Annotated in this window: 18 protein-coding genes and 1 pseudogene; 9 read left to right on the top strand and 10 right to left on the bottom strand. The window is 59.7% G+C overall.

Annotation, left to right across the window (positions count from 1 at the left end; translation table 11 throughout):
* Positions 1-112: 112 nt before the first annotated feature.
* Positions 113-1,510 carry a type III PLP-dependent enzyme domain-containing protein gene (locus ACYVHT_RS22210; protein ID WP_460557393.1) on the top strand — a complete coding sequence of 466 codons (1,398 nt, stop codon included), beginning with the start codon at positions 113-115 and terminating at the stop codon, positions 1,508-1,510.
* Between the two features lie 95 nt (positions 1,511-1,605).
* Positions 1,606-1,761, top strand: a complete 156-nt coding sequence (locus ACYVHT_RS22205) for a hypothetical protein (protein ID WP_460557391.1) — start codon at positions 1,606-1,608, stop codon at positions 1,759-1,761.
* Between the two features lie 89 nt (positions 1,762-1,850).
* On the opposite strand, the gene ACYVHT_RS22200 is transcribed toward ACYVHT_RS22205, so the two are convergent.
* Genes ACYVHT_RS22200 through ACYVHT_RS22190 form a run of 3 tightly spaced genes read right to left on the bottom strand, consistent with a single transcriptional unit; the run spans position 1,851 to position 3,190 of the window.
* Positions 1,851-2,234 carry a hypothetical protein gene (locus tag ACYVHT_RS22200; protein ID WP_460557389.1) on the bottom strand — a complete coding sequence of 128 codons (384 nt, stop codon included), beginning with the start codon at positions 2,232-2,234 and terminating at the stop codon, positions 1,851-1,853.
* A gap of 40 nt (positions 2,235-2,274) precedes the next feature.
* Positions 2,275-2,667: a hypothetical protein gene (locus ACYVHT_RS22195; protein ID WP_460557387.1), complete on the bottom strand. Its 393-nt coding sequence runs from the start codon at positions 2,665-2,667 to the stop codon at positions 2,275-2,277.
* Between the two features lie 4 nt (positions 2,668-2,671).
* Positions 2,672-3,190, bottom strand: coding sequence for a D-glycero-alpha-D-manno-heptose-1,7-bisphosphate 7-phosphatase (locus tag ACYVHT_RS22190; protein ID WP_460557385.1), 519 nt, complete (start codon positions 3,188-3,190; stop codon positions 2,672-2,674).
* Between the two features lie 110 nt (positions 3,191-3,300).
* Here ACYVHT_RS22190 and hemG point away from each other — a divergent pair, with 110 nt between their 5' ends.
* The 3 genes from hemG (at position 3,301) to ACYVHT_RS22175 (ending at position 6,517) form a co-directional block, all read left to right on the top strand.
* Positions 3,301-4,635, top strand: coding sequence for a protoporphyrinogen/coproporphyrinogen oxidase (hemG, locus tag ACYVHT_RS22185; protein ID WP_460557382.1), 1,335 nt, complete (start codon positions 3,301-3,303; stop codon positions 4,633-4,635).
* 108 nt (positions 4,636-4,743) lie between these two features.
* Positions 4,744-5,496, top strand: coding sequence for a polyprenol monophosphomannose synthase (locus ACYVHT_RS22180; protein WP_460557380.1), 753 nt, complete (start codon positions 4,744-4,746; stop codon positions 5,494-5,496).
* Positions 5,497-5,596: 100 nt separating this feature from the next.
* On the top strand, positions 5,597-6,517 hold the full coding sequence (locus ACYVHT_RS22175; RefSeq protein WP_460557378.1) for a TerC family protein: 921 nt from the start codon (positions 5,597-5,599) through the stop codon (positions 6,515-6,517).
* Positions 6,518-6,548: 31 nt separating this feature from the next.
* Here ACYVHT_RS22175 and ACYVHT_RS22170 read toward each other — a convergent pair whose 3' ends face one another.
* Complete coding sequence (locus ACYVHT_RS22170) at positions 6,549-8,675, bottom strand: transglycosylase domain-containing protein (protein WP_460557376.1); 2,127 nt, start codon at positions 8,673-8,675, stop codon at positions 6,549-6,551.
* A 335-nt stretch (positions 8,676-9,010) separates the two neighbouring features.
* Here ACYVHT_RS22170 and purB point away from each other — a divergent pair, with 335 nt between their 5' ends.
* The 3 genes from purB (at position 9,011) to ACYVHT_RS22155 (ending at position 12,106) form a co-directional block, all read left to right on the top strand.
* Positions 9,011-10,351: an adenylosuccinate lyase gene (purB, locus tag ACYVHT_RS22165; protein ID WP_460557374.1), complete on the top strand. Its 1,341-nt coding sequence runs from the start codon at positions 9,011-9,013 to the stop codon at positions 10,349-10,351.
* 78 nt (positions 10,352-10,429) lie between these two features.
* Complete coding sequence (locus ACYVHT_RS22160; protein WP_460557372.1) at positions 10,430-10,888, top strand: hypothetical protein; 459 nt, start codon at positions 10,430-10,432, stop codon at positions 10,886-10,888.
* Positions 10,889-10,993: 105 nt separating this feature from the next.
* The gene (locus ACYVHT_RS22155) at positions 10,994-12,106 is read left to right on the top strand and encodes a glycosyltransferase family 9 protein (protein WP_460557370.1); all 1,113 of its coding nucleotides are present in this window, start codon (positions 10,994-10,996) and stop codon (positions 12,104-12,106) included.
* A 70-nt stretch (positions 12,107-12,176) separates the two neighbouring features.
* Here ACYVHT_RS22155 and ACYVHT_RS22150 read toward each other — a convergent pair whose 3' ends face one another.
* The 6 genes from ACYVHT_RS22150 to ACYVHT_RS22125 form a co-directional block, all read right to left on the bottom strand.
* The gene (locus ACYVHT_RS22150; protein WP_460557368.1) at positions 12,177-12,593 is read right to left on the bottom strand and encodes a DUF1801 domain-containing protein; all 417 of its coding nucleotides are present in this window, start codon (positions 12,591-12,593) and stop codon (positions 12,177-12,179) included.
* A 23-nt stretch (positions 12,594-12,616) separates the two neighbouring features.
* A complete protein-coding gene (locus tag ACYVHT_RS22145) occupies positions 12,617-13,753 on the bottom strand; it encodes a glycosyltransferase (protein ID WP_460557366.1) in 1,137 nt (378 codons plus the stop codon).
* An 89-nt stretch (positions 13,754-13,842) separates the two neighbouring features.
* A complete protein-coding gene (locus ACYVHT_RS22140) occupies positions 13,843-14,793 on the bottom strand; it encodes a glycosyltransferase family 2 protein (protein WP_460557364.1) in 951 nt (316 codons plus the stop codon).
* Between the two features lie 19 nt (positions 14,794-14,812).
* The gene (locus tag ACYVHT_RS22135; protein WP_460557362.1) at positions 14,813-15,349 is read right to left on the bottom strand and encodes a DUF4199 domain-containing protein; all 537 of its coding nucleotides are present in this window, start codon (positions 15,347-15,349) and stop codon (positions 14,813-14,815) included.
* Positions 15,350-15,391: 42 nt separating this feature from the next.
* On the bottom strand, positions 15,392-15,946 hold the full coding sequence (locus tag ACYVHT_RS22130) for a DUF4199 domain-containing protein (protein WP_460557360.1): 555 nt from the start codon (positions 15,944-15,946) through the stop codon (positions 15,392-15,394).
* 77 nt (positions 15,947-16,023) lie between these two features.
* Positions 16,024-18,072 carry a BatA domain-containing protein gene (locus tag ACYVHT_RS22125; RefSeq protein ID WP_460557358.1) on the bottom strand — a complete coding sequence of 683 codons (2,049 nt, stop codon included), beginning with the start codon at positions 18,070-18,072 and terminating at the stop codon, positions 16,024-16,026.
* Between the two features lie 709 nt (positions 18,073-18,781).
* On the opposite strand from ACYVHT_RS22125, the pseudogene ACYVHT_RS22120 reads away from it, so the two are divergent.
* Positions 18,782-19,022 (top strand): annotated as a pseudogene (locus ACYVHT_RS22120) (hypothetical protein); the annotation flags it as partial.

Raw genomic sequence — 19,022 nt, 5'->3', positions numbered from 1 at the left:
GGGCGAGGTAACGCAAGAACAACAACCGGTTCCCGCCCGTTAACCCGACCCCGGCGGTACTTTTGTACCACCCGCCGCAAAGGTCGGGCTTTTTCGCCGTTTTCAAAACCGCATGGATACGTACCACGACCTCATTTCCCAGACTTTCGACTTCCCCACGGCCGACTTTACCGTGCACGACCACGAGCTGCGCTTCCACGACATCGACCTGATGGCACTGGTGGAAAAATACGGCACTCCGCTCCGCCTCACCTACCTGCCCAAAATCAGCTCCCAGATTCAGCGGGCCAAGAAGTGGTTTGCCGACGGCATCGCCCAGACGGGCTACACCGGCTCCTATTCCTACGCCTACTGCACCAAGTCGTCGCACTTCCGCTTCATTCTGGAAGAGGCCCTGAAAAACGACATTCACCTCGAAACCTCGTCGTGGTTCGACATCAGCATTATCCGCAACCTGTATGCGCAGGGCAAGGTCGACAAGCAGAAATACATCATCTGCAACGGCTTCAAGCCCGAGGCCTACAAAAAGGAAATCGCCGACCTGATTAACGACGGGTTTGTGAACTGCATGCCCATCATCGATTCGCCCAACGAAATCGAATATTATCACGACCACGTGAAGGAAAAGGTGAACATGGGCATGCGCCTGGCCTCCGACGAGGAGCCGCGCTTCCAGTTCTACACCTCGCGCCTGGGCGTGCGCTACGCCGATGCCGTGCCCATCTACGAGCAGCGCATCAAGGACGACCCGCGCTTCACGCTCACCATGCTGCACTACTTCATCAGCACGGGCATCAAGGACACGTCCTATTACTGGTCGGAGCTCAGCCGCTTCGTGCACAAGTATTGCGAGCTGCGCAAGGTGTGCCCCACCCTCACCACCATCGACATCGGCGGCGGCCTGCCCATCCAAACCAGCATCCAGCCCGACTACGACTACCCCTACATGGTGGCCGAAATCCTGCGCACCATCCAGCGCATCTGCGCCCAAGAAGGCGTGCCCGAGCCCCACATTTTCACCGAGTTCGGCATCTTCACCGTGGGCGAAAGCGGGGCCACCATCTACAGCATCCTCGACGAGAAGCTGCAGAACGACAAGGAGCTCTGGTACATGATTGACGGCTCGTTCATCACCAACCTGCCCGACACCTGGGCCCTGAACCAGCGCTTCATCATGCTGGCCCTCAACGGCTGGGAAAAGCAGTACAAGAAAATCCAGCTCGGCGGCCTCACCTGCGACTCGCAGGACTACTACAACTCCGAGAAGCACATCTACCAGACCTTCCTGCCCGAGCGCAAGCCGGCCGATGCGCAGCCGCTCTACGTGGGCTTCTTCCACACCGGCGCCTACCAGGAGAGCCTCAGCGGCTACGGCGGCATCAAGCACTGCCTCATCCCCGCCCCCCAGCACGTCATCCTCGACCGCGCCGAAGACGGCACCCTCACCGATACCGTTTTCGCGCCCCAGCAGGAAGCCGGCAGCATGATGCGGATTCTCGGATACGAATAATTCAATTTCGACGTTAAAAACGTTAGCAGAATATAGGGCTGGCTGCTTATCTTTGAAGCCCAGCCCGTCATCCCTCACTCGTTTTAATATAAATTATGAAAAAGTTCGTATTGCTCGCCGCTGGTGCCGCCGCCCTCACCCTCGGCGCCTGCAACCGTCAGAAGTGCCCCGCCTACAGTAGCACCAAAGAAGCCAACCGCATTTCTTCGCCCATTACGGCCAGCACGGCCACGCCCGCCGCGCGCCAGTAGTGCTTTCAGGTTTCGTTAAAAAGGCCGGCCTCCCGCGTGGGAAGCCGGCCTTTTTTGGTTGGTTTTGATTTCAGAACCGCTTCGCTAAACTACGCCACGGGCCATTCTATCTCCTGATAATCGAAGTGTTTGCAGGCGATGTAAAACTTTGACTGCCGGTGTTCAACCATTGTTTCCGGGCCGAGATGCATGGGTGAGAAGTCAAAAACGAATACGTCCCCAAATAGATTGGCGGCGAAACCATCGACTACCGTCAGGGAATAGCGGTAATCGGAGGAATCGACACGAAATTCTTGTACCTCGGTGAAGGTGATTTTTAAATACACAAAATCCCCATCGCGCATGGTAGAATAACATTCCAACACCACGACAATATCAGGTAGGTTTTCTGTAGTGAAAGACAAGCCTACATGTTTCACCAAGGCATCGCCTAGCTCTTCATAAACTCGCCCAAACTCTTCTAAGGTTTTCACGCTGGCAGTGCTATGTTTTTATAAAGTAACCATTTTTATTCTATTCCGACCGTTTGATTAAGCGCTTACGACCAGCCGTGCCAGGCCCAAAAACCGATACCTCAATATGCCCCGGTAACAGCCGATACGCAGTGATGCTGTCGCTGCCCGCCGCCTTCACCAGCGAATCCCCTACCTGAATATAGTCGTGGCCGGCGGCCGTCAGGGCCAGCGCCGGGGTTTCGCCGGTGGTCAGCTGCACCTTCTGCATGCCGTGCGAATACGACAGCATTTTCGCCACGCGGCCGGCCAGCTGCAGGGCGCGGTAGCGCTCGATTTCGCGCTTGGCGTTGGCCGTGGTGGTGAAATAGAGAAACACCTGCCCCAGCACCACGCACCCCAGCAGAAACAGCATGTTGCGGTTTTTAGCGGCCCATTGTCCTATCGTTGCCATCGCGCTAGTGGCTTAGAATAACCTCCGTCGCGGCCCGCAAATCGGCCACGTGCGGCGCGAAGGCTTCCGCGTTTTCCTCCTCCCCTACCAGAATGCCGCGCACGCCCGCGGCCGCCCCGGCCTGCATGTCGCGCAGCCGGTCGCCGACTATCCAGCACTGCGAAACGTCGAGGTTGAAGCGGGCCACGGCCTTTTCCAGCATGCCGGAGTTGGGCTTGCGCAGGATGGATTCGCTCACGCTCGGGTGGGCATCGGCGAAATACAAGGCGTCCAGGGCATTAGCGCAGGCAGCCTGCAGCTTGGCGTGGCAGGCGTGCACTTCGGCAGCGGTGTAGAGCTTTTTGGCAATGCCGGCCTGGTTGGTGACGACTATCAGGTAGTAGCCGGCAGCCTTAAGGCGGGCCAGGCTTTCGGGCACGCCGGGGATGATGACGAATTCGTCCAGCTGCCACACGTAATGCCCGATTTCTTCGTTCAGCACCCCATCGCGGTCCAGAAAAACGGCTTTGTTTTTTGTTGTCATTGAACAAAGGAAGCAGCGCGAACTTTGTATTTCGCGTCTCCCGCGCCGCTTCGACGATTCGCTGACAGCGCGGAGACGCGAACTACAACGTTCGCGCTACAGCATACGACATGAAAATTGGCATCATCGGCGGCGGCATCAGCGGCCTCACTTTAGCCTGGTACCTGCAAAAAAACGGCGTGCCCTACGACTTGTTCGAGGCCGACGCCCGGCCCGGTGGCAACCTCCACAGCCTGCCCACGCCCGAAGGCTACCTGCTCGAAGTCGGGCCCAACTCCCTGCAGCTGAGCGCCGAGCTGGAGGAGCTGCTGGCCGACCTCGGCCTCACCGACCAGCTTCAGGATGCTGCCGCCGTGAGCCAGCACCGCTACGTGCTGCGCAACGGCCGCTACCAGGTGCTGCCCGGCTCCCCCCCCGCCCTGCTCACCAACGGCTTTTTCAGCCTGAAAGCGAAGTGGCAGCTGCTGAAAGAATTTCGCCAGCCCGCCGCGCCCATTGCCCCCACGGAAACCGTGGCGCACTTTTTCCGCCGCCGCTTCGGCAGCGAAATACTGGATTACGCCGTCAACCCGTTCATGGCCGGCATCTACGGCGGCGACCCGGAGCAGCTGCTCATCAACAAGACTTTTCCGCAGCTGCCGGCACTGGAGCAGCAATTCGGCTCGGTGCTGCGCGGGCTGATGAAGGGCGGCCCCGGGGCGGGCCGCCGCCGCATCATCACGCTTGAAAAAGGTGCCCAAACCATTGCCGACACGCTGGCGGCCCGGCTCACCAGCTACCAGCCTGCCACGGCCGTAACGGCCGTTTCGCGCGCCGCCGATGGCACCTACCAGCTGGAGCTGCGCGGCCCGCAGGGCCTGGAAGCCGCCCCCGGCTACTCGCACCTGGCGCTGGCGCTGCCCGCCTACGCCGCCGCGCCGCTGCTCGACACGCTGTTTCCGCAGGCGGCAAAAGCGCTGGCGGCCGTGCGCTACCCGCCCATGTGCGCCGTGTACTCGGCCTACGACCGCACAGCCGTGGCGCACCCGCTCAATGGCTTCGGCGCGCTCAATCCGAAGGTGGAAGGCCCTTACGCGGCCGGCTCCATCTGGACCAGCAGCATCTACCCGCAGCGGGTGCCGGCCGGGCAGGTGCTGTTCACCACTTTCGTGGGCGGCGCGCAGTACGAGGAAGCGGCCCGCCAGCCGGAAAGCGCGCAGAAAGCGGCTGTTCACGCCGAGCTGAGCAAGCTCTACGACATCTCGGCTGCCCCGCGCTGGCAGTACCGCTACAGCTGGCCGCGCAGCATTCCGCAGTTCGATGAGCACATCCTCCCGGCCCACGCCGCCGCCGATGCGCTGACGGCCGACAACATCCTCGCCGTGGCCAACTGGCGGGCCGGCGTGGGCGTGCCCGACTGCATTCGCTACGCCCGGAAGCAGGCCGAAGCGCTGGCGCACCCGTAAGGATTTTCGGCGCGCTGCCTGACAAACAAGCTACCCATTTTCCACTAACCGAAGCGCCAATGCAGCTTCGTGCGCCCAAACCCTATCTTTGGGGCAAGATTACACTCCATGAGCAAAGGCCTCGTCCTAATTCCTACGTACAACGAGCGCGAAAATGCGGAGCTGATTATCCGGAAGGTGATGTCGTTGCCCAAGGCGTTCGACGTGCTGATTATCGACGATGGCTCGCCCGATGGCACGGCGGCCATTGTGCGCAGCCTGCAGGCCACGTTCCCCGACCGCCTTTTTCTGGAAGAGCGCACCGGCAAGCAGGGCCTGGGCACGGCCTACATTCACGGCTTTCGCTGGGCGCTGGCCCGGGGCTATGCCTATGTGTTTGAGATGGATGCCGACTTCTCTCACAACCCCGAGGACCTGCTGAAACTCTACGATGCCTGCGCCGTGGAGGGCTACGACCTGGCCATCGGCTCGCGCTACGTGCAGGGCGTGAACGTGGTGAACTGGCCCATGTCGCGGGTGCTGATGTCGTATTTCGCCTCCTGGTACGTGCGCCTGGTAACGGGCATGCCCATCAGCGACGCCACGGCGGGCTTCAAGTGCTACACCGCCAAAGTGCTGCGCGCCATCGACCTGAGCAAGATTCACTTCGTGGGCTACGCCTTTCAGATTGAGATGAAATGGCTGGCCTACAAGCTCGGTTTCCGCATCAAGGAAGTGCCCATCATTTTCACTGACCGCACCCGGGGCACGTCCAAAATGTCGTCGGGCATTTTCCAGGAAGCCTTGTTTGGCGTGCTGCAGATGAAAATCAGCAGTTGGGTGCATCCGGTGAAGCCGGTAGCGGCCGAACCGGCCGAATAGCCCCATTGGCAGGGCCTTATTGGCCGTCTGACGACGAACCAGGCCCGGTTGGCCCGCCGCCCCAACCACTGCGCCACCCCGGGCGTATCTTCCTTGGCTCATGGAAAATACCCCGCTGTTCTGGCTGGCTTTCACGGTTTTTGTTATCGGGCTGCTGCTGCTGGATTTACTGGTTTTCAACCGCAAGGCGCACGAGATAAAGCTGCGCGAAGCCCTGGGCTGGAGCGCCTTCTGGGTGGCGCTGTCGCTGGGCTTCAATGCGCTGGTGTACCGCACCATGGGCCACGAGGCCGGCCTGCAATGGCTGACCGGCTACCTCGTCGAAAAGGCCCTGAGCGTCGATAACCTGTTTGTCTTCCTGCTCATCTTCAGCTACTTCAAGGTGCCCGGGCAATACCAGCACCGCATCCTGTTCTGGGGCGTGCTGGGGGCACTGCTTTTGCGGGCGGTGTTTATTCTGATTGGCGGGGCACTGCTGGCCAGGTTCCACTTTCTGCTCTACCTGCTGGGCGCGTTTCTGGTCTATACCGGCATCCGCATGGGCTTCAGCGGCGACGCGCCCGAAATTGACCCCGAAAACAACCCCGTGGTGCGCTTTCTGAGCCGGCACCTGCCCATCACCCGGCAGCTGGAAGGCGGCCGGTTTTTCATCAGAAAAGACGGCCTGCGCTTTGCCACGCCACTTTTTGTGGTGCTGGTGATGGTTGAAACCACCGACGTCGTGTTTGCGGCCGACTCCATTCCCGCCATCCTGGCCATCACCCGCGACACGTTTGTGGTCTTCACCTCCAACGTGTTTGCCCTGCTGGGCCTGCGGGCCATGTACTTCGCCCTGGCCAGCATGATGCGCCTGTTCCACTACCTGCACTACGGCCTCTCGCTGATTCTGGTGTTCATCGGCGCCAAGATTCTGTTCGAGCACATCTACCCGATTCCCATGCCCGTGGCGCTGGGTGTGGTGGGCGGCCTGCTGGCGCTGAGCGTGCTGGCGTCGCTGCTTTGGCCGAAGAAGGAGGAGTAGAGACACAATATTGCGTCTCTACCTCGTGCTGTTACTTCGGCGCTTTGGCCGGCTCGGCATCGGCGGCGTTGGAGTTCACGCCGGCGTCGGGGGCGGCGGCGCCGGTGTTGAGCAGGTCAATCAGGTTGAGGGGCTCAAACTGGCTGGAATCGGCCGGGGCCACGGTGCGCGTGGTGTCGGGGCGGGCGGCGAAGGACATGAACTGGCGCGCCGGGCCGCCGAGGTGCAGGGAATAAGGCAGATTTTCGCGGTCGTTGGCCGAAATCAGGTTGCGCGTGGCCATGATGTCGGCGATGAGGCGGAAGAAGTAGCGCGTGCTCCGGCGCAGGTCGCCGTAGGCATCAAACGAATAGCGGGCGAATTTCGGCTTGGGAATGATGCTGGCCAGGTACAGGCTTTCGGCCAGGCTGAGTTCGTCGGGGCGCTTGCCGTAGTAGAACAGGGCCGCCTCCTTCACCCCGTACACGCCACGCTTGCCGCTGGGCCAGCGGTACTTGCTCGGGCCCCACTCAATGATGTTGAGGTACACCTCGAACATGCGCTGCTTGCTCACCAGGTGCGTATTCTCGATGAGCCACACAATCAGGGCTTCTTCGGCCTTGCGGCCCACGGTTTTCTGGCGGCTCAGGAACACGTTTTTCACCAGTTGCATGCTGATGGTGCTGCCGCCCCGCGCAAAGCGGTGCTCCTTCAGGTTCTGGATGGCGGATTTCACAAACGCCTTCTCCATGAAGCCCTTGTGCGAGAAAAAGCGCGGGTCTTCGGCCGTGGTGATGGCCGCCCGCAGGTAGGGCGACACCGAGTTGTAAGGCGTGAAATCGGGGTTGGACGGGCCCACGTTGAAGGTGCGCAGCGAGTCGCCCTTGTCGTTGAAGGCCGTGTAGGGGAAATCGGTATTGAGCACGTTCAGGTTTTCCTCGCCGAAGCTGGTGACGGCGAAGTTCTTGCCCCGCAGGCTGGAGTCGAAATGCAGGCTGTCGACGTTGGCCAGGTCCACGTCGCCGTGCATCCGGTAGGTGAGCGTGCCCCGGCCCCGAATGCCCTGCGTGGCATCGAAAATGCCGGTCGGGAGCGAGGAGAAAAAGTCATTGGCCTCCGTTTCGGCCGATTCTACCCTGATGCTCACGGCGCGGCTGGGCTTCATGCGCACGCTGATTTCGGGAAACAGGTGCAGCTTGTTCACCACCACCTCGCTGCCTTTGTCGAGGCTGGCGGTGCCCCGGCCCAGCGTGGCAATGAAGTTCAGCGCCCCGCGCTTCACCTCAATCTCGTTGGACGCCAGCTTGGGGTGGTAGAGGCTGAAGTTGCGGGCCGCCAGCGAGCCGCGCACCGTGAGGCGGCCGCCGGTGTCGTCGTCGTCAAAATCCTTGCTGTCGAGGCGCACCTGCACCGTGTCGAAGCTCACCAGCGCGCCGAAGCGGCGGGGCACGTAGGGCAGCTGCACCGAGCTGCCAATGCCGAACACCCGCGCCGTAAGGGCGTAGTCGCCCGGCTCGATGTGCCCGCTGATGCCCAGCTCGTTCGACACCGAGTCGATGTTGGCCGTGAGGCGGCCCGAGATGTCGCCGTCCTGGATTTTCAGCTCCGGCAGGCGCAGCAGCGCCGTGTGGCGCGGCCCCAGGTAGCTCACGTAGAAATCCTTGAAATTGGCCTCGCCGGGCACGTTATCGAAGGCCGTTTCGAGGGCCTGGTTCAGCATCAGGCCGTAGTTGACGCCCTTGGTGGTGTCGCGCGGGGCCGCGCTGGCCTTCTGCTTTTTAATCAGGAAGCCGTAGTTGTCGGAGGTGGCCGTTTTGCGGGCCGTGAGGCGGGCCGTGATGATTTCGAGGCCGCTGAACACCGGCCGGCCGGCGAAGAGCGAGCGCACGCTCAGACTGGCCTGCAGGCGGCGGGCGGTGAGCAGCGTATCGGTGGGCGTGGCGCGGGGCACGAGGCTCATGCCGGCGATTTCGACCGTTTTAAAGCCGGCAAACCGGGCCGGGCCCAGCGTAAGAATAACCGGGTATTTGCGTTCAACCTTGGCTTTTACCTCCTTCAGCGCATAGTCCAGGAGCTGCTGGCGCTTCCACTGAAACACGGCGAAGGCTATGAGCACCAGCGCGGCCAGGCCGCTCAGAATGCCGATAAGGAGTCGTTTGGTGGAGGGAGTCAGGCGCACGGAATGTTATAAAGCGGCAAATTAGCCAACGCCAAAGGTAAGAATAACGCGGGCGTAGCGGGAATACGGAAGAGCATGGGCCAGCGGCCAACTCCCCTCCTTGCTAAGGAGGGGATGTTTTCACGCAGTGAAAACGGGGGTGGCTGTGGCGTCGGGGGGCGTTGAACGATGGGAAGAAGCAAACCGAAAGGCTCAAATGCAAACCGGCCGCGTATCGTTCAACGCTCCTCAACGCCCGCAACCACCCCAGCCGCCGCTTTGCGGCGGCATCCCCTCCTTGGCAAGGAGGGGAGTTTTTTGTGCTACCCTGCTCATTCGGCCCGTACTTTTGCGGCATGCCCAGCCCCTTACTCGCCCTCTCGCCCCTCGACGGGCGCTACGCCCGCGCCACCGCCCCCCTGGCCCCGCGCTTCTCCGAAATGGCCCTGATACGCTACCGCGTGCTGGTCGAAGTGGAATACTTCATTGCCCTGGCCGAGCTGCCCCTGCCCCAACTGGCGGGTGTGTCGGCGGAGGCGTTTGCGCCCCTGCGCGGCTTGTATGAAAACTTCACCGAAGCCCACGCCGAAGCCATCAAAGCCCACGAAGCCGTGACCAACCACGACGTGAAAGCCGTGGAATACTGGCTGCGCGATGAGTTTACGAAGCTGGGTTTGGGCGGCTTTATCGAGTTTATTCACTTCGGCCTGACCTCGCAGGACGTGAACAACACCGCCATTCCGCTGAGCTTCCGCGATGCGCTGGTGGGCGAGGTGCTGCCCGCCTACGCCAAAGTGCGTAATGCCTTGGCCGCCCTGGCCCAAGCGTGGCAGGCCGTGCCCATGCTGGCCCGCACCCACGGGCAGCCGGCCTCGCCCACCCGCCTGGGCAAGGAGATTGAAGTGTTCGTGGCCCGGCTCGATGCGCAGGTGGCGCTGCTGGCGCAGGTGCCGTTCGGGGCGAAGTTTGGCGGGGCCACCGGCAACTTCAACGCCCACTACGCGGCCTACCCCGGCACCGACTGGCACGCCTTCGCCACTACCTTCGTGAACGACCGGCTGGGCCTCAGCCGCTCCTTCCCCACCACTCAGATTGAGCACTACGACCACCTGGCGGCCCACTGCGACGCGCTCAAGCGCCTCAACACCATCCTGATGGACCTGGCCCGCGACGTGTGGCAGTACATCTCGCTCGGCTACTTCAAGCAGACCATCAAGGCCGGCGAGGTGGGTTCTTCGGCCATGCCGCACAAGGTGAACCCCATCGATTTTGAGAATGCGGAAGGCAACTTCGGCGTGGCCAACGCCCTGCTGGAGCACTTCGCCGCCAAGCTGCCCATCTCCCGCCTGCAGCGCGACCTCACCGACTCCACCGTGCTGCGCAACTTGGGCGTGCCGCTGGGCCACGTTCTCATCGCCCTCGGCGCCCTGCAGCGCGGCCTGGGCAAGCTGGCCCTCGATGAATCAGCGTTGCAGCGCGACCTGGAAGCCAACTGGGCCGTGGTGGCCGAGGGCATCCAGACCATCCTGCGCCGCGAGGCCTACCCCGACCCTTATAATGCCCTCAAAGCCCTCACCCGCACAGGCGAAGCCATTTCGGCGGCCAGCATTGGCGAATTCATTGACGGGCTGGATGTGAGCGAAGGCGTGAAGGCAGAGCTGCGCGGCATCACGCCGCACAGCTACGTGGGGCGCTAGCTTTTCACGTTTTGTGATGAGCTACCGCTTGTTTTCATCTTTGGGCTCCTTTTCACATCACCCATTGCCTTCCTCCTGATGCCTTCTTATCCTCGTTTGCTCTGTGCAGCGGCTATTGGTTTAGCGTTTGCTGCCTGCTCGTCTAAAAAAGACGATGCTACTCCTACTGCCGACATGAGCTGGACGGTGGATGGCACCAATGAAAGGGCCAACATTATTACGCATAGCGTGAGCGGCAATAACCTCTTTCTGGATGGCTACGCGGGCGACACTGCCACTAGTTATCATCATGTTAGCATCTGGCTACCCAAAACCGCCGTTGTGGGCACGTACTCGCTTACCACCAACGCAGCGGGGTCTTATGCAACCATCGCCAATCGCACGGGCACTGTATACGTTGGTCGCACCGGCTCTATTACCGTAACCAGCCTCACGGCTACCAACATCAAAGGCACTTTCTCGTTCGCAGAAACGCCAATCAATCCCCAATCCATCATTAAAACCATTACCAACGGCACGTTCAATGTGGACTTATAAGCTGTTCCTATCGAAAAGCCGCCGTGGCCCGTTGGGGCTGCGGCGGCTTTTTTGCGGGCCGCGCTTCCTGTTACTTTTACCCTCTCATTCCCGCTTCCCCGCCCCGTGCCCCAGCTCCACGACACCGTTGTTCACCCCGACTGCCGCCACTTTCGCGGCGACCTGCCCTGCCGCCCCAACAAAACCCACGGCTACGTGTGCGCTGGCTGCCCCGTGTATGAACCCGTCACCAGCCGGATGCTGATTATCAAGCTCGGGGCCATCGGCGACGTCATTCGGACCACGCCGCTGCTGCGGCGGCTGCGCCAGGAGCGGCCGGGCTGCCACATCACCTGGCTCACGCTCACGCCGGCCATTCTGCCGCAGGGCGAGATTGAGGAGATTCTGAAATTCGATTTCGCCAGCGCCCTGCAGCTGCAGGCCCGCGAGTTCGATGTGGTCATCAACCTCGACAAGGAGAAGGAAGCCTGCGCGCTCCTGAACAACATCACCGCCCAAGAAAAATACGGCTATGCCCTGCGCCCCTACGACGGCGTGGCCTGGCCCGTAAACCAGCTGGCCGAGCATAAATACCTCACCGGCATCTTCGACCAGGTGAGCCAGGCCAACACCAAGCCCTACGTGCAGGAAATCTTCGAGCTCTGCGGCTTCGATTTCCGGGGCGAAGAATACGTGTTCGACACTCACGACGACAAGGGCTACGACTGGAGCGCCCTGCCTGCCGCCCGCCCCCGCATCGGCCTCAACACCGGCTGCGGCGACCGGTGGACCACCCGCCTCTGGAGCACCGAGAAGTGGGTGGAGCTGATAACCGGCCTGCAAGCCGCCGGCTACACGCCCGTGCTGCTGGGCGGCGAGGCCGAAGACGCCCGCAACCGCGAGCTGCACGCCGCCACCGGCGCGGCCTACCTCGGCACCTTCCCCCTCCCCCGGTTCATCAACCTGATGAACCAGATGGACGGCATCGTGACCCAGGTCACCATGGGCATGCACATCAGCATTGCCCTGCGCAAGCCCACCATCCTGATGAACAACATCTTCAACCCGCACGAATTCGACCTCTACGGCCGGGGCCAGCTGGTGCAGCCCAACAAGGCCTGCGTGTGCTTCTACCGGGGCGCCTGCCAGCTCGGCACCAGCTGCATGGAAGACTTGCCGGCCGAAAAGGTGCTGCAGGCCGTGCGCGAAAGCGTGCCGCTCCCGCCGGCAATTGCTTGATTTATCTAGCCGGGTAGCGGCGGCGTTGCTTTCCGGCATCTTTGGCTACACACCTGTCGCCGCCACGCGGCTATTTCGGGCGCGACGCGTTTCGTACCGCCTGCATCCGGGCCAGGAAATCGGTCATCGGAGTGGCGGCGATGACATTGGCCAGCGCCGCCAGCGGCAGTTCTTCGAGGCGCTTGAAATTGAGGCAGCCCTTGCCCATTTTCAGCTTCGGCGCCGCTGCCAGCAGCCGCTCGCGCAGGCCCGGCATCATGTACACCGGTATCAGGTGCAGGCTGAGGTAGCTTTTTTGATTGGCTAAAGCCAGGCACATTTCCTTGCCCGCCCGGAACTCCAGAAACTTCCGGCCTACGTGCTCGGTGTAGCCGGCCGGCACGGCGGCGCGCACCAGCTGCCACACCTGCCGCGCCGGCTCCTGCCGCTCGGCGGGCAGGGCCGCAATAAACGCCTCGAAGGAATCAGCATCGGTAATAAGGCTCATGGGATGTTCGTTTCCGGGCGAATTTAAGACTGCTTTCCGGCCACTTCCTTCAGCGCCGCCACCATCACCGGCCACGAAAACTGTTTTTTTTCTTCCCGCACGCCGGCCGCGAAAGCAGCCTCCCGCTTCTCAGCGTAGAAATCCACCACCGCATCGGCAATGGCACCCGGCGTAGGCGGCACCACGTAGCCTACTACGCCGTCCGGAATCAATTCGGCCAGGCCGCCCACGTCCGTCACCAGCATGGGCCGCTCAAAATGATAGGCTATTTGGGACACTCCACTTTGCGTGGCGTTTTTATAAGGCTGCATAATTAAATCGGCGGCGCAGAAATAATCCACCACTTTCTCATTCGGAATAAAATCCGTCGCTCGGATAATTCTATTTTCTAATTGATGCTGCTTAATCAACGCCTCATACGGCGCGGCATCCTCGTAAAACTCGCCGGCAATAATCAATTTAATCGGCAGCTGCGCCAGCCGCGCATCGGCCATGGCTTCGAGCAGCATATCAAGTCCTTTATACGCCCGGATAAACCCGAAAAACAATAGATACCCCACCGTATCCGGCAGTTTCAGCGCCGCCAACGCTTCGGTTTTCGATTTTATCGGGCCGAAATTATCGTACAGCGGATGCGGCCGGTACAGCGCCGGCTTTCGGCCGAAACCCAGCCCCCGCAAATCCGCCAATACGCTGCGGCTCATGGTCACGAAACCGTCGCAGGCGCTCAGGAAATAGCGCGTCAGCGGCCCGTCACCCGGCCGTTTCTCGTGCGGAATCACGTTATCCGTAATGGCCACCACGCGGGTGTGCCCGTTGCCGCGCACCAGCCGGGCCACCGTGCCCAGCGCCGGCCCCATAAATGGCAGCCAGAACCGAAAAACCACCAAATCGGGCCGTTCTGCCCGCAATTTTCGCCCCACCTGCCACCACGAGAGCGGATTCACCGAATTCAGACTAACCTCAATATCCAGGTCGGCTGGCCCCGGCTCGGTGCTGAATTGCGTCTGGCCCGGAAATAGAAAGTTCGGGTATTGCAGCGAAAACGTCACGATGCGCGCCTCGTCGCCGGCTTCCTTGAAGGCACGCGCCAGCCGCTCGTTGTACGTAGCCAAACCGCCGCGTAAGGGGTAGGCCGGGCCGATAATTACGACTTTCATGTCCTCATTCAGCATGTATCACTTAACATTTAACAATCACATTAGCGCGTGGCGCACTGTTAACTATTAATTGATAAATGTTAATTGAGTTAATTAATGGTTTCCCTCACCAGATAATCATTTCGTTTCGGCCCATTCAGCTGAATCATCTCACCCAGAAAGCCCGACACAAATAATATTACCCCCACAATCACGGCCGTTAGCGCCAGAAAAAACAACGGTTGCTCCGTCACCTGCCGGGCTTTCAGATTGTGCAGCGACAGCCAGACTTTCTCGCCCGTCAGCCACAGCGTAATCAGCAGGCCAAACAGAAAGGACAACGTGCCCAGCGTGCCGAAGAAATGCATCGGAGCCCGCCGGAACCGCCCCACAAACGTGATGCTCATCAAATCCAGAAAGCCGAAGACAAACCGCTCCAGCCCGAATTTGGTCACGCCGTATTTGCGCTCCTGGTGCTGCACCACTTTCTCCCCAATCTTGCGAAAGCCATTCCATTTCGCAATCACCGGAATGTAGCGGTGCATCTCGCCGTACACCTCAATGCTTTTCACCACGCGTGCGTCGTACGACTTCAGCCCGCAGTTGAAATCGTGCAGCTGAATGCCCGACATCCAGCGCGTGGCCCCATTAAATAGCTTGGTTGGAATCGTTTTCGACAGCGGGTCGTAGCGCTTCTGCTTCCAGCCGCTCACGAGGTCGAATTTATCCTCCACAATCATGCGGTACAGTTCCGGCAGTTCCTCCGGCGAGTCCTGCAAATCGGCATCCATGGTGCACACCACGCGCCCCCGTGCGGCCTCGAAGCCCACGTTCAGCGCCGCCGATTTGCCATAGTTGCGGTTAAACCGAATGCCGCGCAAGGTGGAATCTTCCGCCGATAAGGCCTCGATAACGGCCCAGGAATCATCCGTCGAGCCATCATCAATCAGTATCACTTCATAGGTCAGTCCACGCGCATTCAACACCCGCGCAATCCAGCGCGTGAGTTCCGGCAACGACTCTGCTTCGTTCAGCAGCGGAATTACGATGGAAATTTCCACCGGAAAACCAGCAAATGGTTTATTCAAACTCGGGAGCACTTCGCTTAGTAAATGCCGTTATAATAGCGCCAAGAACAATTCCAGCCCCCAATCCTCGGGTCACACCATTGAGCAGGCTTTTGGGCAAGTCGACGTTCATTTCGTCAAATCTCGATGTTCCTTCGGCTATTTTATCGTCGGGCACATTATTGCGCTCCATGAATTCCGTCATTCCAGCTTTTAATCGAGCTACAAAATCAGGGTCAATAAAATGAACATGAATGTAGTTGAAAAGGCTGCTGGCAATGCCAATAATCAGCATCATTATCAACGCAATGATTACGCCGTCGCCGAAACTCATCAGGCGATTATTCGCTTCCTTAAATGCCTTGTGTGCTAATACAATCCACACAATGGTAACGACAGTGCCACTCAAAAGTGAGACAATTCCGAACGTTAGGAAACTAGCGCCAGCTATTCGAATCAGGAAATCCACAATTATAGCCGTCAGCGCCGCTAAAACCCCGTAGCGCAAACCGACTGAAACTGGCGTAGCAGGCGTTGTATTGGTTTCCATGCTAATTGGTTGAGGTGAGAGTGAGCTGCAAAGTAAACCGAATTATTCCCGAAAAAATATCCCGCCCGGCAACGCCAACACCATTCCGAATAGCAGCACGCGAACAAAAGTACCCATTGCCAGGCCTTCGGCGCTTAGGTTGGCCAGGTTCTGCTCCTGCTGCCGCAGCTCCTGCTCACTGTGCTTCACCTTGGGGTTTTCCAGCTGTTGTGCCCGGGCTATTTCCTGCACTTCAAGGCGGTTGCGCTCCAGGGCCTTTTCGCCGGCCCCATACGCCAGCCCCAGCGTGCCAGCGGCCGAAAGCACCGCAGCAATGAGGACCGTAAGCCCGCCCACCGCCAAGGCGCGGCCCAGCCCCGGCTTCTCCGGCTTCAGCTGCTGCCGCAACCACCACTCATTGGCCACCGCCACCAGCGGCACCAGCAGCTGCGCCATTATTTGCTTGGGCCCAAAACCGTTATTGCCGGTCAGCTGCAGGCCCACCATCCACAGCACACATACCAGCCCAATACCCAAACCGGCCCGCACGGCCATACGCACCGCCAGCCCCGACGGCTCAGCCCTGGAAACCTTGGGTTGGGTGGAAGAATCAGCCATAAATCGTACTTCAATTAAAGCCGAAAGATACGTCTTGCCGCAGTTTCAGCCCGGTGCCTGCCGTTGCTCCGCCCTGCTTATGCCGCCGCCGCTGGCTTCGCTCTCGCCCGCCAACCACCAAACCGGACCAGCAAAGCTTCCAGCAGCAGGCAGGCCAGCGCCAGCGCCAGAAAGTAGCGCCAAAGTGGCTGCCCCGTCTGCCCCGCCCGAAGCGTGGCCAGCCCGCTGCCATCGCGGCCTGCTTCCACCACCCGGATGTTGGGCCGGTTCGGCCCTATCAGCCGGCGCAGGTCATCGGCCGAGTACGCCGCCAGCTCCGACTCGCGCTTGTTCTGGTTAAATGCCAGTGTCGTCAGCGTCTTCCCGCGCCGCTGCACCTGGTAAAACCCCGGTGCCTCCAGACCCACCGGCAATTCCAGCCGCAAATCATTGCCAACAATCCGCTGCGCGGGAATGAGCGTCAGGCTGTCCCGCACCAGTCGGAAAGTCGTTCTGTCGGCGTCCGCCCCGCTTTCACCGGCCATATCAGCAGCAGGCAGCTTCAGCGCCACCGCTTTTTGCGTGAGCCGATACGCCGGCAGCTGCTCGTTCTGATAGCTCAGCATGGCCATGCGGTACATCACCGGCACAAACAGCGCATGCGATATAAAATCCGAGTAAGCCTTGGAGAAGGGTGCCGAAAACACATAGACCTGGCCGGGCCCGCTCGCAAAGTTTGCCAGGTAGCTTTCCCCGTCCTGAAGCCGCAAAATGTCCGTTCCGGTGCGCGACCAGCGCAATACCGGTGCTACGTGCGGCATGGTCACCGCCCGCTGTTGCGCCCCAAACACATTCCGAAAAAATGGCTCATTCGCATTCGGCATGGCCACTTCGCGCAGCTCCGGCTTCTCGGTCGATGCTTCCCATTGCACCACACTCAAGCCCAACTCTTTAAACAGCCGCTGATAAGATGCATGGCTTTGTGCCAACGCCGAGGGCACCACTACTACACTTCCGCCCCGCTTTGCCACATTCCGCAATGCTTCGCTCAAGCCGGCATCCACCTGCGTCAGCTCGTTTATAATCACCAGATTAGCCTGTTGCAGAGCCCCATAGTTTAATTCTCCGGTCTTCACCCAGGTATAGGCAAACAGGGGTTCATTGCCATACAGCTGCTTTGTCATCGGCTCCGCCCCAATTTCCACTATCCGGATAGCCGCTGCGGGCTCCAGGGTGAAATAATAAGTATTATCGAATGTAACCGGCGCATCTTCCGTCACCACCCGCCCAAGCGCCAATCCTGCATCGGCCACCTGCACCTGCACCACAGACGTTACCATGCGTTGGGGCTCAATACTCACGCGAAAAGCGGCTACCTGCTGCTGGCCAAAAAAAACCTTCACCGCGCAGTCGGTCACCGCCACCGCCCCACCATTTCGCAACCGGACGTGTAGCCCGACATTCGTTCGTAGCCGCACAAATGCATCATCAAGCCACACGCTATCAACATATACATTGCCAACCGGCTTCCCCGTCAAAGGCACCAATACCACATCCTTCGTCCCCACTGCATCTAATGCTTGTGCATCTAATGCGTTTTTCTGAAAATCAGAAAGCACATATAGTTGGCCTCCCGCTGCACCGCCATTCAGCCAGCCGCCTCGCAGCTGTGCCAAAGAATTTTGCGCAGTCAGCTTCAATCCTGCCAGCTTGGCTTGATACGAAACTGAATTTAGCTTGCTCTTTCCTGCATTCACCAGCACAAACCGATTGTCTCCCAAGCCTTTTCGCTGAAGCAAGCCAGCTTCTCCCACGGCCTGGTCAAATAACGAGGCTTGACTTAAAGCCGGAATTTGCATACTGAATGAATTGTCGACCAACACACCAATATCCCCCGAACGATTTTCAAATTCCTTCGCAGGAATAAAGGGCTGGCAAAACAATAACACCAGTGCTGAAATCCCCAATACCCTGGCCGCCAAAATCAACAAGTGTTGCAGGTTTCGATGCCGTACCGTCACCAGTTCAACATCCCGTATAATGGCCGTGTTGGTAAAGAAAAGCCGCTGGGGGCGGCGCAACTGCAATAAGTGGATTACAATAGGAATTGCAACAGCTATTAGTCCTACTAAAAACCACGGAAACATTAACTGCATAGTAATACCAAGCCTTATGTTGTCCGAAATTACGCGCTATTAAATAGACGCCCTTCCTAAAGGCCAAATAACTGCTCTTAGTCGCATTAGCTATGGCTAAAATCAGGGCGGTGATTTAATGGTAAGTGATTCCTGCACAAGGTCTCATGATATTCACGACTCAGTTGTGCGGGCGCTGCCGCAGCGAGCAGGACCGTAAAAACGGTAGCACCAGCGGCTGGGCTAAATACCAATGCAAAGTCTGCGGCTTACAAGGCACGTTGCACCCGGCGCGGCCAGTGTGGTACGCACAAGCGGAAAAGCTGCTGGCGCAATTTCCAGCGCAACATCGTATGTGTGGCCGGCATCTCTCGCATGTCCGTGGCCCAATTGAAAAAAAAGAGCGGTGGCTCAGCCCGTCCTTGCCGCGTTGGCAGCCGAAAAAGACCCAGCACCGAAAGTGCTAGGCACTTGAGTTAGACGAAATGTGGACATTTTTGGGCCGCAAGGTCTGGTGGTGGCTGGCCGTCGAGCGCACCAATCAGCGCGTGGTGGTATAGATGCTGGGCCGCCGCGACGCGGCCACGGCCCACCGACTGTGGGCCGCGCTGACCCGGCGCTACCGGAGGCAATGCTGGTACTTCACCGCCATTTTTCCGACCTACTATGAAGCCCTGCCCCGCGCCGACCGTGCTCCAAAGCCGAGGGCCAAATCAGCATCGTGAAAGCTACCAACTGTTCGCTCCGCCAGCGGCGTGCCGTGCTCGTGCACAAAACCTGCTCATTCAGCAAATCACCGGCGATGCACGCGGCCCGGGTTAAAATTGTCACCAACAAGCACAATCTCACTCTAAGTTATACCACCGCCCGAAGAGTTAATAAACGCAAAACGCCCCCGCGGCTGGTGAAAGCGGCGGGGGCGTTGGGGTTGAAAAAGGTTGGCGGCGACCGACTCTCCCACC

Source organism: Hymenobacter daeguensis (assembly GCF_054780555.1).
This window is presented reverse-complemented; position numbering and strand designations above follow the sequence as displayed.

Coding starts and splice junctions, on each gene's coding strand:
- ACYVHT_RS22210 (WP_460557393.1), top strand. CDS start 113: ATGGATACGTACCACGACCTCATTTCCCAGACTTTCGACTTCCCCACG.
- ACYVHT_RS22205 (WP_460557391.1), top strand. CDS start 1,606: ATGAAAAAGTTCGTATTGCTCGCCGCTGGTGCCGCCGCCCTCACCCTC.
- ACYVHT_RS22195 (WP_460557387.1), bottom strand. CDS start 2,667: ATGGCAACGATAGGACAATGGGCCGCTAAAAACCGCAACATGCTGTTT.
- ACYVHT_RS22190 (WP_460557385.1), bottom strand. CDS start 3,190: ATGACAACAAAAAACAAAGCCGTTTTTCTGGACCGCGATGGGGTGCTG.
- hemG (WP_460557382.1), top strand. CDS start 3,301: ATGAAAATTGGCATCATCGGCGGCGGCATCAGCGGCCTCACTTTAGCC.
- ACYVHT_RS22180 (WP_460557380.1), top strand. CDS start 4,744: ATGAGCAAAGGCCTCGTCCTAATTCCTACGTACAACGAGCGCGAAAAT.
- ACYVHT_RS22175 (WP_460557378.1), top strand. CDS start 5,597: ATGGAAAATACCCCGCTGTTCTGGCTGGCTTTCACGGTTTTTGTTATC.
- purB (WP_460557374.1), top strand. CDS start 9,011: ATGCCCAGCCCCTTACTCGCCCTCTCGCCCCTCGACGGGCGCTACGCC.
- ACYVHT_RS22160 (WP_460557372.1), top strand. CDS start 10,430: ATGCCTTCTTATCCTCGTTTGCTCTGTGCAGCGGCTATTGGTTTAGCG.
- ACYVHT_RS22150 (WP_460557368.1), bottom strand. CDS start 12,593: ATGAGCCTTATTACCGATGCTGATTCCTTCGAGGCGTTTATTGCGGCC.
- ACYVHT_RS22145 (WP_460557366.1), bottom strand. CDS start 13,753: ATGAAAGTCGTAATTATCGGCCCGGCCTACCCCTTACGCGGCGGTTTG.
- ACYVHT_RS22135 (WP_460557362.1), bottom strand. CDS start 15,349: ATGGAAACCAATACAACGCCTGCTACGCCAGTTTCAGTCGGTTTGCGC.
- ACYVHT_RS22130 (WP_460557360.1), bottom strand. CDS start 15,946: ATGGCTGATTCTTCCACCCAACCCAAGGTTTCCAGGGCTGAGCCGTCG.
- ACYVHT_RS22125 (WP_460557358.1), bottom strand. CDS start 18,072: ATGTTTCCGTGGTTTTTAGTAGGACTAATAGCTGTTGCAATTCCTATT.